Annotated in this window: 8 protein-coding genes; all 8 read right to left on the reverse strand. The window is 66.3% G+C overall.

The genetic code is table 11. The features are described 5' to 3' along the window. Positions 1-425: 425 nt before the first annotated feature. The 8 genes from NT151_07690 to NT151_07725 all read right to left on the reverse strand — a co-directional run bounded on the left by NT151_07690 (position 426) and on the right by NT151_07725 (position 12158). A complete protein-coding gene (locus tag NT151_07690; GenBank protein MCX6538798.1) occupies positions 426-1598 on the reverse strand; it encodes a hypothetical protein in 1173 nt (390 codons plus the stop codon). 10 nt (positions 1599-1608) lie between these two features. Continuing rightward, the gene (locus NT151_07695; GenBank protein ID MCX6538799.1) at positions 1609-1806 is read right to left on the reverse strand and encodes a hypothetical protein; all 198 of its coding nucleotides are present in this window, start codon (positions 1804-1806) and stop codon (positions 1609-1611) included. A 276-nt stretch (positions 1807-2082) separates the two neighbouring features. Then, positions 2083-4170, reverse strand: coding sequence for a hypothetical protein (locus NT151_07700; GenBank protein ID MCX6538800.1), 2088 nt, complete (start codon positions 4168-4170; stop codon positions 2083-2085). Between the two features lie 130 nt (positions 4171-4300). Beyond that, positions 4301-4975: a response regulator transcription factor gene (locus tag NT151_07705; GenBank protein MCX6538801.1), complete on the reverse strand. Its 675-nt coding sequence runs from the start codon at positions 4973-4975 to the stop codon at positions 4301-4303. Positions 4976-5192: 217 nt separating this feature from the next. Then, positions 5193-7235, reverse strand: a complete 2043-nt coding sequence (locus NT151_07710; GenBank protein ID MCX6538802.1) for a HAMP domain-containing sensor histidine kinase — start codon at positions 7233-7235, stop codon at positions 5193-5195. 58 nt (positions 7236-7293) lie between these two features. Then, positions 7294-9393 carry a tetratricopeptide repeat protein gene (locus NT151_07715; GenBank protein ID MCX6538803.1) on the reverse strand — a complete coding sequence of 700 codons (2100 nt, stop codon included), beginning with the start codon at positions 9391-9393 and terminating at the stop codon, positions 7294-7296. A gap of 76 nt (positions 9394-9469) precedes the next feature. Further along, positions 9470-10144 carry a response regulator transcription factor gene (locus NT151_07720; GenBank protein MCX6538804.1) on the reverse strand — a complete coding sequence of 225 codons (675 nt, stop codon included), beginning with the start codon at positions 10142-10144 and terminating at the stop codon, positions 9470-9472. Between the two features lie 103 nt (positions 10145-10247). Then, entirely contained in the window at positions 10248-12158 is a 1911-nt protein-coding gene (locus NT151_07725; protein MCX6538805.1) for a HAMP domain-containing sensor histidine kinase, read from the reverse strand. Between the last annotated feature and the right edge of the window lie 227 nt (positions 12159-12385).

The following is a 12385-nucleotide window of genomic DNA, read 5'->3' on the forward strand; positions in this document are numbered from 1 at the left end:
TCCCGGAGCTGATGGTCGCCGTGATCGAATCTCTGGAGACCATTCGCGCCAACCGGCGCAACCTCCGAGGCTGCATTACCCACTCGGCCCTTCCCTCTTTTTTGCGCTGACTGTGCCATTATTTATGCAGATGTCATTAGTCCCGACCCCTGCTGATCTCAGCCGGCGGCGGCCAGGCCACAGAACGCCCGTGATCGGACACCACCGGCGCCGCCACACATCGCGAGCGCCTCCTTTCAGCCAACGGTCCACGTGAGGGCGCGGCCGTCGCCCCCAGGACACGGACCAACAGTGACAGGCGAAGTCAAACCCTTTGTGAACATCTTGACATGGGCGATCACCGGGTCGATCAGCGACAACGAGGGTCATCGCGATGGTGACCCCCTCGTCGGCCTATCCAACGCCGCCGCGAGTCTCGCCGTTCGTTACCGCATCTGGTAGACGTTGATGGCCAGTTTCAGCGGCTTGCCGTGCTCGACGGCCGCGAGCACTAGATCCGTGCTACCCAGGAGCACGTACCCCGCCGGTGGCGTGATGGTGGACGGGAGGAAGAGCAACGAGCCCGTCACGAGTCCAAGCCCTGCCGGCCCGGCGACGCCCGTGTCCCCCTTGGGGCCTTCGAGTCCTGGCACACCCTGCGGGCCTTGCGGCCCCACCGGCAACAGTCCTGGAGCGAGCGTGCCGACACGTCCGTCGGGTTGGATACCGACCACAGCCGCGTCTGCGCTCAACGGGCTTTCGACGATGCCCGCGATCCATGTCCTCAATTGGTTGCCTGCGGTGCCGATGCGAATGACCCCGCTATCAGTCTCGGTGCCCTTGTTGCCCACCCAGATGTTCCACCAGCCGGTCGTCGCGCCCGATCCGGCGTCCTTGCCGATCGCGATATTGTTGCTGCCCCCATTGAGCCGCATGGCCGTAGAGCCGATCACGGTGTTGTAACTGCCCGTCGTATTCGCCTGCATGGCGTAGGGACCGATCGCAGTGTTTTCGTATCCCTCTGTGTTGGCGCTAAGGGCCCCCACGCCGCTCGCGGTGTTGAAATAGCCCGTTGTATTGTCGTGGAGGGTAAACGCGCCGATCGCGGTGTTGGAGGAGCTCCCGTGTTCGAGGGAGCCCGCGGCGTTGGAGTAGAGCGCCCTGAATCCAACGGCCGTGTTGCGGCTCCCCGTGGTGTTGGAGTAAAGCGCCAGACTGCCGTTGGCTGTGTTCTCGAAGCCGTCAGTGTTGTTGAAGAGCGCCGTGAAGCCACTAGCCGTGTTGTTTTGGCCTGTGGTGTTGGAGAAGAGAGCCCCACGCCCGATCGCGGTCAAAGACAGCGGAGAGTCTGTCTCAATGACGTCGGCGCCTGCTGGCCCCGCGTCTGCCCTCGGTGCCGGCATGCTCGTGAACACGATCCGACTGCCGAACTCCATCCCCTCGGATAGCCGGCGGAGCACCTGCTGCTCGGATGGGAAACAGGGCTGTGTTGCCGTTACCGTGCGGATCTGGCCGGAGTTGTTCACGCACGCGCGCACCACCCGGTCCTGCGCGGCGGCCGTTCCACCCAACCAGAGCCCCGCGATGAGGACGCCGACGAGCCAAAGAAGCCGTCTCATGGTTTGCCTCCTAGATGGATGAATGATACCGAGGGGGCCAACTGGCAACGCTGGCCAGCGGGCCGTCTGCGACCGTCTCGGCCGCATTCTCGAGACGCTCCTGCGCGCGCTGGGCCGCGAGAGCCCGATCCTGGGCGATCAACTGCCAGGCGAGCCATCGCATTGCCAGCGAGAGCATGCCCGTGACGCCGAGAAACAACGTCAACACGTGCCGCGGCGGACGGAACCAGCGGCCGGACGAAGGCGCGACGGGCTGGTGGGTCGACGGTCCAAATCATGCCAGGTTTCATTCCGGCCCTGTGCCAGGTTTGTGTGAGAGTAATGGACATTCCCGGAGTGACCAGCGCGTCCCCTCAGACGTGCGCCGGGGCTCAAGCCCCGCCTCCGGTGCGCGGCCCCGGCACCCTCTGTTCCGCGATCGAGGCCGGGTCTTCAGGCCCGGCACTCAGCCACCAGGCTCCCGTCCGCGGCCGACGCGTCCGACCTACTTCGCTTTCGCGCCAGGCGCGGCCGGCTTCGGCAGGAAGTTCTCCATCACCCAGACCTCTAGATCCACTTTGACATCGGTGATCGCCAGCCGGCGGCCGTCGGGATTCAGCCGCACCCCCTGCATCTGACGGGCCGCGACGAGCCCGATCCGCTGCTGCTCTCCGCCCTCGGCTGCGGCACGCCACAACTCCCATTGCCCTTTCTTTCCGCTGACGGCCTTCAGAAAAGCGACCGACCGGCCGTCCGGCGTCCACGACGGCGAGCCCGGAAAACCGCCTTCGAGTCTGACTACCTCCCGGGCTTCTCCCCCGGCAGCCGGCATAACGAGCAGCACCTGGAACTTGCCGTCGTAGGTGGCGAGCAGCAGTCGCTTGCCATCGGGCGACACCACGCCCGCGTAGAGCCCTTGTTTCTCGATGACGACCTTCTCCTGGCCGGACCGCAGGTCGCGGGCCACAATCCCAAACCCGTTCATGTCTGCGGGGGCAGCCGGCTTGAGATAGAAAAGCGTGTTGCCATCTGGAGAGATCTCGAAGCGCGTAAAGCCGGCCGGAAGCGCCATCAGGGAAGTCAGCTGCCCGGTTTGAACATCAATCCGCAGCAGGTTCTCGCCCTTCCCGCGCTCGGATGCTGGAAGCACGACGGCCTTCCCGTCCGGCGTCCAGCGGAGGGGACCCCGCACAGTCCTCTCGCCGACCTGAAGCTCTCGCTCGTCGCCCGTGTCCATGGATCGGACCACCACTGTCCGGTTCGGCTCGCGGCCGAGAATGAACGCGAGAGAGCGGCCGTCGGGCGACCAATCTGGAGCCTGCGTGTTTCCGCGTCGCGATGCCGGCAACGACGGCGAGATCCCCTTCGCGCTGGAAGCGTCGATTTCCGCAATCTGGACTTCCCAAACGTTGTTGCTGACCGCGTAGTAGAAGGCGCCCGAGCGGGTGAACCCCATGGGCCAAGAGCCCCAGTCCTTCCTGACGAACAGGGGTTCGCCCTGCGCCTTTCCGCCGTCCACCGCAACGAGCCACGCGTCGGCGGATCCCGAACGTTCACTGGAAAAAAGAATGTGCTTCCCGTCCGGAGCCCAGCCAAGGACGCTGTGGCGCGACCGATCCGGGATGAGCGGAGACTCATTTCCTGTCTGAAGGTCGAACAGCGCGAACCCCTCCGGGGTCGCCCACGCGATGTACCGGCCGTCAGGCGAGAACACCCCGCCCGGCAACAGCTCCTTTCCCATCGCCTTCAGCAGTTTCGTCGACCCGTCAGCGACGGCTACCAGCATCATGTCGCGGGTGCCGTCGGCCTTCGCGAATGCGGCGAGCACGTGTCTGCTGTCAGGCGACCATGCCAACGGAATGTGGTCCCGGACTCCGTCTCCGGCGGTCCGCAGGGCCCTCGGGTTCGAGCCATCGACCCCGACGACGCAAAGGTCGAAGGAGCTGTTCGGGTTCAGCCAGGAGTAAGCGACACTCTTGCCGTCTGGCGAGGGCACGGAATACTCGGAGAACCGCGACCCGGTCAGGCTACCTGTGCTGGTCAAGAGTCGGCTTTGGCCTGTGGCGAGGTCGCGGATGGCGACATTTCCCTCCGCCCCCCAGTCGGTGAACGACACGAAACGGCCGTCGGGCGACACCTTGCCCGTCACATCCGCTCCTGCCCACACCCTCCTCACGGTCAGCGTCGATCCGGCTGTCGCGCCAGCCGCTCCCGGAAGTGCCGCCAGGCGCTCACGCGCGTGGGTGACGGCGTCCTGCTGGTCGCCGTACTGGGCGACGATGGTCTCGTAGGCCTTCCGCGCTTCGGCTGCCTGAGCCGCGCCGAGCTTCTCGTAGCACTGACCGAGTCCGAGAAGTGCGCGCGCCGCGACCGGCCGGTTGGTGCCGTACTTCGCCAGCACGTCGCGGTAGATCGTGATGGCCTCGCCGAGCTTGCCCTCGACGACCTGTTTGTTCCGCGCGGCCTGCATCAGGAGTTCGGCCGGATCGGCCTTTTGCGCGAACATCGCCATCGAAGCTGCGACAAGCGCCACGACGGTCAGCGCCATCACCGCGATTCCCCACCACGCCCGAGAACGGTTGGTCTTCGGCATTGTCGTTTCCTCCGCACCCATCGTCTCGCCCGCAGATGGAGAACACATGACATCCGTATCAGGTTCGTGTGAGGTGTCGCGAACCACCGCCTCACACTACCGATGCGAATCGGCTGACGCGGTTCGGCCACTACCCGTCGAAGCGATACCCGGCGCCCCGCACGCTCACGACGAATTGCGGGACGGCTGGATCGGGCTCGACCTTGCGGCGCAGGTTGACGATGTGCGTGTCGACGGCGCGATCGGTGACATAGATGCCGTGTCCCCACACCTGATCGAGAAGCTGCTCCCGCGAGAGCACCCGCCCACGATGACGGATGAAGGCCGACAGCAGCTTGAACTCGATCGTCGTCACCTCAACCGGCGCGCCGCCCGACCGGAGCTCCCGCCGGCCGAAGTCCACCTCTACCTGGCCGAAGCGGTAGACCTCGGGCGTTTCGCCGGACGCCCGGCGCAGCACGGCCTTGATCCGCGCCCGCAATTCGCGTGGGCTGAACGGCTTCGTGACGTAGTCGTCGGCGCCGATCTCGAGGCCCATCACCTTGTCCGATTCCTGCGTTTTCGCGGTGAGCATGATGATCGGCATGCGCTGGCCCGAGGCGCGCAGTTCGCGGCACACCTCGAAGCCGTCCTTGCCGGGCAGCATCACATCGAGGATCGCCAGATCGAAGCGGCCCGCCGCTGCGGCGGCAATGGCTGCCTCGCCGTCGCCGACGATCTCTATTTGGTAGCCTTCGAGTGCGAGATCGTCGCGAAGCAGTGTGGCGATCGGCAACTCATCTTCGACTACGAGGATGCGTGCCATGACTCCCTCAGCCTCCTGCCAGACATCTTCTGTGCTTCCATGCGCGTCATCCTACAGAATGACGCACGCTTGCGTCACCCCGGCGGCCGGGGCCCCCGACGCGGCACCCGCGTTGGGGTGGCAAGCCGAGGTCCAGAGAGGTACACGACTGGATTCCGGCGTTCGCCGGAATGACGAACTGGAAGCATCGCTCTCGGCCGTGTGAGGCGTTGCTTCGCTACGTTGTCGCCGGCAGCGTGATCGTGAACGTGCTGCCGTCGCCTGGCGTGCTGTCCACCTGCACGTTTCCGCCGTGCGCGCCGACGATGTGCTGCACCATCGCGAGCCCCAGGCCCGTGCCCTTGGCGCCGATGGCGGCCGCGTTGGCGCCGCGCGCGAACTTGTCGAAGATGCGGCGCTGGTCGGCGGGCGGCACGCCGACGCCGCGATCCCGCACCGAGATCTTCACGGAATCGTCACTGACGGCAGTTGTCAGCCACACCGTCTTGTGCGATGGCGAGTACTTGACCGCGTTGTCGAGGAGGTTCCAAATCGCCCGCCCAAGCGCTTCGCGATCCGCCGAAACACAGATGCCCTCAGACTGCAGCGTCGTCTCCACACGATAGCCCGCCACCGCTACGCTCGCCGAGAACTCGTCGGCGACCGCGCGCGCGAGCGCCGTGATGTCGACCGGCTCGGGGCGGTACTCCCGCGCGCCCGATTCCATGCGGCCGAAGTCGAGCAGCGATTCGACCAGGCGCTGCAGCCGCTGACTGTCGCGCTGCTGCATCCGGTAGTACTCCTCGCGACGCGCCTCCGGCACCCGTCCCTCGAGCAGCAACTCGCTCACTTGCCGCATCGACGTGAGTGGCGTTCGGAACTCGTGCGACACGGCCGCGACAAAGTCGGTTTGCAGCCGCGAAACCTCCAGTTCGCGATTGACAGCGCGGACGATGAAGGTGCCGCCGGCCAGCACGAACAGACCGAGAGCGACAAGGCCGGCGAGGACGACCTGACGACGGCTCGCAGTCATCGCGATTTCCGCGCCGGGATCGGCGTCGATGATGCGGACGGACCAGGGGAGCCCGGTGTCGGCAATTGCGCGCTGCACCTGACGGTCGCTGCCGGTGAGCGCTTCGCCGCCCGTCCGCCGGCCGGCGCCGGGAGAGTGGCCATCGGCGTCGGCGAGGATCGCGCGGGCGCGGTAGCGGGTGAGCGCGGCACGGGCAGGCTCGACAAAATGCGCGTCGATGAACCGAGGTCCAGCAACCAATGCGGCTACACGTCCGGCTGTGCTGCGCCACGCGACCAGCACGGTGGCGCTTTCAGCGGTCACCACCCTGCTGCCGGTGGCCGGCGTCGCGGATGCGCGGGCGGTCTCCCACTCGCTCCAGATCGTGGCCATTGCGGCCGACAACCGCTCACTCCCGGCCGCCGCCATCTTCTGCTCGGAGACGCGCGTCGGGGGCTGCCAGGCGCGAGCCTGCGCCTGATAGAACTTGTATTCGGCGCGCGTCAGTCGCCACGTGCCGGCGTTGAGATCGCGTTCGAGCGCGGCGGCTTCTCGGCCGAGGTCGCCGCCTCGTCCAAACTCTCGCAGCACAAGGCATCGACCGTATCGCGCCAGGAGTCCGGCCGGCATCTCCTCGGCGGGGGTGGCTCCCAATCCGGCCAGTTGCTCGTAGGCGCCGAGCGCGCGATCGGGCTGGTGGAGTTGTGCCCGAATCCGGGCGGTTCGAAGGAGCGCGCCTGCGCGAAGCTGTGGGTTGGTCGAGCGTGTGAGCGGATCGAACGCGCGGAGAGCGCCGGCGAGGTCGCGACGCTGGAACTCGAGCCCTTCGCCGGAGGCAAACGCCGCGATCGTCGACTCCGGCGAGTTTCGTGTGAGCGCCGCAGCCGGGTAAAAGACGAGGCGGCCGGCAGGCCAGACATCGAACGCCCGATCGCCAGTCAGGATCAACGCCGCATCGTCTCCAACGGCCGAAGCCTGCGCCATGAACTCGGCCGGCGCCAGACTGGGAGGCAGCTTTGAGAGCGCGTCGAGCCGCTGCATGATTTCGTCGATGCCGTGCCGGAGCACGGAGACCGCTGTCTCGGCGGCGTTGTCGAGTCGCTCCTGCGCGCGCTGGGCCGCGAGTGCCCGGTCCTGGGCAACGAACTGCCAGGCGAGCCATCCCATCGCCAGCGAGAGCACGCCCGTGACGCCGAGAAACAGCGTCAGCACGTGGCGTGGCGGGCGGAACCAGCGGCCGAACGAAGGCGCGATGGGCTGATGCGTCAACGGTCCAGATTATGCCGCGTCTCCCGCCAGCCCTGTGTCAGGTTTGTGTGAGAGTGATCTACTTCGCTCTTGCGACGGGAGCGGCGGCCGCCTTCGGCAGGAAGTTCTCCATCATCCACGCCTCCGCACTGGTCTTCCACGTGCCAATCGCCAGTCGGCGGCCGTCGGGGTGCAGGCGCAGCCACCACAGTTCGTCCACGGTCAGTCCGAGCCGCTGCGGTTCGCCGCCCTCGGTCGCGACTCGCCAGGCCTGCACGTTTCCCGTCGGCCGGCCCTTCTGACCCTTGGCGAAGATCAGATAGCGTCCATCCTGCGTCCACGATGCCCACACGCGATAGTTCGCCTCGTCGGCGGGTATCCTGACGACTTCGCGCGCTTCTCCTCCCGTCGCTGGCAGGACACGCAAGACCAGCGACCGGTCTTCCTCCACGCCGATGACCAGCCGTTTCCCGTCGGGAGATACCGATACCCAGTTGAGTCCGACCCCTTCGATGACTTCGGTTTCGCGGGCGGACTGTACGTCGCGCGCCAACAGTTGTACCCGGTTGGCGTTCGGAACGTCACGGTGCTTCATGTAGAAGATCGTCCTGCCGTCGGGAGACAAGTCGAATCTCGGGTAGTTCCAGTTGCCAGGCAGCGGCATCAGGGGCGTTGCGTGCCCGGATTGCGCGTCTACACGCATCAGGTTCCCGCCTCTTCCGGACTCGAACGCCGGCACCACGATCGCGCTTCCGTCCTGTGCCCATCGAAGACCCATTCCGATTGTCATCTTCCCGACCTGCAGTTCGCGTTCCTCGCCCGTGCTGGTGGAGCGGACGACGATGGAAGAGTCCTTCGAAGTCGAATTGCGGATGTAGGCCAGGAACCTGCCGTCGGGCGACCAGTCCGGGTTGCGCGAGACGCCGACCCAGCGTTGTGAGACGGGCTGGAGCGGCGTGACAAGGCTGCCGGTCGCCGGATCCCATTCCGTGATGTGCACCTCCCTGGCGAGATTGAAGAAGGAGTAATAGAAAGCCCCGGCGCGCGTGAAGCCCAGCGCGTGGCCGTTGTAGCCCTTTTTCACCAGTTCGGGCTCGCCGGCGGCTTTCCCGTCGGCCACGGCGACCAGCCACAGGTCTTTCGACCCCGACCGCTCACTCGAGAAGAGGATATGCCTGCCGTCGGGAGCCCAGCCCAGCACTTCGTGTGGTGCAAGATCCGGAACCAGCGAAGACCCTCTTCCTGTCTGGACTTCGAACAGCGAGATGCCGTCCTTGACGGCCCAGACGATGTACCGTCCGTCCGGCGAGAACACTCCCCCGGGCGACCGGTCCGCCCCCATCGCCTTCAGCAGCTTCGTCGAGCCGTCAGCGACAGCCATCAGCATCATGTCGCGGGTTCCATCAGTCTTGCCGAACTCTGTCAGCAGGTGCCGACTGTCGGGCGACCACGCCAGTGGATCGACCCTGGACACACCGTTTCCGGAGGCCCGAAGCACCCGCGGCTTCGAACCGTCGAGGCCGACAACGCGTAGGTCGTACGAGCCGTCAGGGTTGTACCAGTTGTACGCAAGCTGTCTGCTGTCGGGCGAAATCAGCGACGACTCCACGGACTCCCCCGACGTGCCATTCAATGCGTTGTTCGTGACAGGCCGATCCTGACCTGTCGCGAGGTCGTGGATGACGAGACCGCCAGTGCCCCAGTCGGTGAACGACACGAAGCGGCCGTCAGCGGACACGGAACCGATGGAAATTGAGGAGCCGGCGCCAGGACCAGCCCAGACGCGCTTCACGGCCATCGTCGATCCGCCCGCCGCGCCGCCGCCCCCGGCGAGCGCCGCCAGCTTGGTGCGGGCCTCGGCGGCCACGGCGGCCTGATCGCCGAACTCCCTCACAATCTGCTCGTACGCCTTGCGCGCTTCTCGCGTGTCGGTGTCGCCGAGCTTCTCGTAGCACTGGCCCATCCGCAGAAGTGCCTTCGCGGCCACGGGGCGGTCGGTCGCCTGAGCGAGCTTGCGGTACAGCTCGATGGCCGTCTTCAGATCGCCATCGACCACTTCCTTCTTGATTGCCGCCTCGAGTTGCACGCCGGCGCTTGTCTGCGCGCCGGTCGTTTGCTGGCCACAAACTCCGCCTGCCGCGAGCACTGCCAGGAGCACCACTATCCATAGTCGCTTCATGGTCTTCCTCCTGGTGCCCAGAATAGGGTGGCCGTGTCTGCCGGCCATCCGGCGATTGTCCAGCCTTCGTCTGGTATCAGCCATCAAAGCGATATCCCATGCCGCGGACGCTGATGATGAAGCGCGGCTCGGCCGGATCCGCCTCGATCTTGCGGCGGAGGCCGACGACGTGGTTGTCCACCGCGCGATCGGTGACGTGAACATCGCTGCCCCAGGCGGCATCGAGCAACTGGTCCCGGCTGAGGACGCGGCCGCGTTGCTCGATAAACGCCGTCAGGAGCTTGAACTCGAGGCTCGAGATGTCGACTAGCGCGCCTGCGCGCCGCACTTCGCATCGTCGGAAATCCACCTGGATGTCGCCGAATGTGTAGACGCGGGGGAGTTGCCCAGACGAGCGGCGGAGCACGGCTTTGATCCGCGCCCGCAACTCCATCGGGTTGAATGGTTTGGTCACATAGTCGTCGGCGCCCATCTCGAGCCCCAGCACCTTCTCGGCGTCCTGCGCCCTGGCGGTGAGCATGATGATCGGCGTCGCGACGCCGGCGTGGCGCAGCTCGCGGCACACCTGGTAGCCATCCTTACGGGGCAGCATGATGTCGAGCACGATCAGGTCGAACGTCCGCTCGCGCGCGCGGCGGACGGCGTCCTCCCCGTCGCGGGCCACTGCCACCTCGTAGCCATCGAGCCGCAGATCGTCCTCGAGGCCCATGGCGATCCCCTCGTCGTCTTCCACGATCAGGATGCTGATCATGCTGTCGTCTCCAATCTCCGCACCACGACTGGACCCCGGCTTCCGCCGGGGTGACGAAACACGTGCTTCATTCGGCAAGACGAAGCCTGCGGAAGACGTCTGCTTATGCCGTCGTCTCCACGGGGATCACCATCGTGAACGTGCTTCCGCGGCCCACCTCGCTCTCCAGCCGCACCTCGCCGCGGTGTGCGTGGACCACGTGGTGGACGAGCGCGAGGCCGATACCAGTTCCCTGGACGCCCGATTCCGCAGCCTGAGCGCCACGCTCGAACTTGCGGAAGATGCGCTGCCGGTCCTGCCGCGGGATGCCGATGCCGCGATCGCGCACGGCGATTGACGCGTGCTTTGCATCAATCGACAGATCAACCCAGATCATCCGGGACTCTGGCGAGTACTTCATCGCGTTATCGAGCAGGTTCCACAGCGCGAGCGAGAGCATTTCGCGGTCGGCCCGCACAGGGCACGGCGTTGATGGCGTCGAGATCTCGAGAGACCAGTCGCTGGCGTAGCTCCGGAATTCCGTCGTCACCGCGCGTACCAGGTCGCCCGCATCGAGCGATTCGAAGCGGTAGCGTCCGGCGCCGGACTCCGCGCGGCCAAAACTCAAGAGCTTCTCCACCAGGCGATGAAGCCGCTCGCTCTCGCGTACGAGCACCTCGTAGTACTGCCCGCGGCGATCATTGCTGATGACGCGTCCCTCGAGCAGCATGTGCGAGAGCTGGCGCATCGAGGTCAGCGGCGTGCGGAACTCGTGTGACACGGCGGACACGAACTCGGATTGCAGGCGCGCGATGGCCAGCTCGCGCTGGATGCCGCGAAACGTGAAGTAGCTGCTCCCCAGAATCAGGACGCCGACAATGGCCAGGCCGGTAAGCAGGAGGCGGCGCCGGGCGAGGGCCTCGGCGACGGCACGATTCGGATGGCTGGCGGCGACGGCGATGGTCCAGGGCAGTCCCGTGTCTGCGGTGGCGCGGGTCGCCTGTGTGCCCGACACGCGCCCGAGGATCGGTTGACCATCACGGTCAGCCAGCGCCACCTGCGCGTTTGCGTCGATGCTCACCTGCCGGCAGATCGTCTCGAGATACTCTCGGCCGCCGAGCACAGCGCTGATCTGCGGCGGTGCGGTCTTCCACATGGCAAGGACCGGCCGGTCCGCGTGGCGGATCACTGCCTGCCCGGCGGTGGGCCGATCCTGCCACTGCTGCCACAGCGCGTCGGTGGCGACCGCGAGAGCAATGGCCGCATCAAGTCCGTTGATGGTTGTCGCACCCGGGCCAGCCCAGGTGGAAGCTTCGCTGAAGACGAACTCCCATGCGGCGCGTGTGAGTGCCCAGTGGCCGCTTGCGAGATCGCGGCGCAGGTCATTGGCCTCGCGCTCGAGAAGGGCGCGCTGGCCGGTTTCGTCAAGCACGCTGCAGCGGGCTTCGCGGGCTATCAGATCCGCAGGCCGTCCGTCGATGCGCACATCCTCCACACGAGCAAGCTCAGCGTACGCCTGGAGGGCTTCGGTGTGTCGTCCCGCCTTGCGCAGCGTGCGCCCGAGGCGCACGAATGCACCGGCGCGAACGGCGCGCGATCGTGCACGTGTCAGGGCTCGGTAGATATCGATTGCGCTCGCCAGACCCGCCTTGCCGAACTCCGCGCGTTCGCCGGCGGTGAAGACACCAGGAGGCACTTCTGATGATGGCGGGACGACGGGAACAAATATCAGGCGGCCGGCCGGGCGGCTGCGGATGGACACGTGATCCGCGATGACGGCCACCGTGTCCGGCGGGAGTGGGCCATCTTCGGATAACGCCTGCCGTTCCAGTTCGTTGAGGCTTCGCTGAAACACCGCAACCGCACGGTCGGCGGCGACTTCGAGCTGTGCCCGCGCGCGCTCTGACTCGACGGCCTGTTCCTGGGCGAGCAGGCGTCCGGCGAGCCACGCGAGGCACACCACACCGGTGACGGCACCGGCGAGGTACAGCGTGAGCAAATATCGCGGCGGGCGAAACCAATGGATCAGTGGCATCGCGTGGCGTGAAGGCCCTCCGGGGGCTCGCCGGCCTCACGTTGTCATCGTTCCACGGATTCTATGCGCAATTGTCCGGCCGGCGTCGAGCTTCTGTCAGGGATCGATATGGTGTGCCGGTCGGCGGGGCTGAAGCCCCGCCCTCCATCGGAGAAACATGCAGGCCGGGTCTTCCGCCTTCGCGTGCAGCTTCGGCGGACCGCCGTAACCTCTGTGGAAGCGGTCAG

The sequence above is a fragment of the Acidobacteriota bacterium genome (assembly GCA_026393675.1).
Classification (GTDB): Bacteria; Acidobacteriota; Vicinamibacteria; order Vicinamibacterales; family JAKQTR01; genus JBAXOX01.

Excerpts from the sequence above, each read along its gene's own strand:
- NT151_07690 (MCX6538798.1), bottom strand. The coding sequence starts at position 1,598 with ATGAGACGGCTTCTTTGGCTCGTCGGCGTCCTCATCGCGGGGCTCTGG.
- NT151_07700 (MCX6538800.1), bottom strand. The coding sequence starts at position 4,170 with ATGCCGAAGACCAACCGTTCTCGGGCGTGGTGGGGAATCGCGGTGATG.
- NT151_07705 (MCX6538801.1), bottom strand. The coding sequence starts at position 4,975 with ATGGCACGCATCCTCGTAGTCGAAGATGAGTTGCCGATCGCCACACTG.
- NT151_07715 (MCX6538803.1), bottom strand. The coding sequence starts at position 9,393 with ATGAAGCGACTATGGATAGTGGTGCTCCTGGCAGTGCTCGCGGCAGGC.
- NT151_07720 (MCX6538804.1), bottom strand. The coding sequence starts at position 10,144 with ATGATCAGCATCCTGATCGTGGAAGACGACGAGGGGATCGCCATGGGC.
- NT151_07725 (MCX6538805.1), bottom strand. The coding sequence starts at position 12,158 with ATGCCACTGATCCATTGGTTTCGCCCGCCGCGATATTTGCTCACGCTG.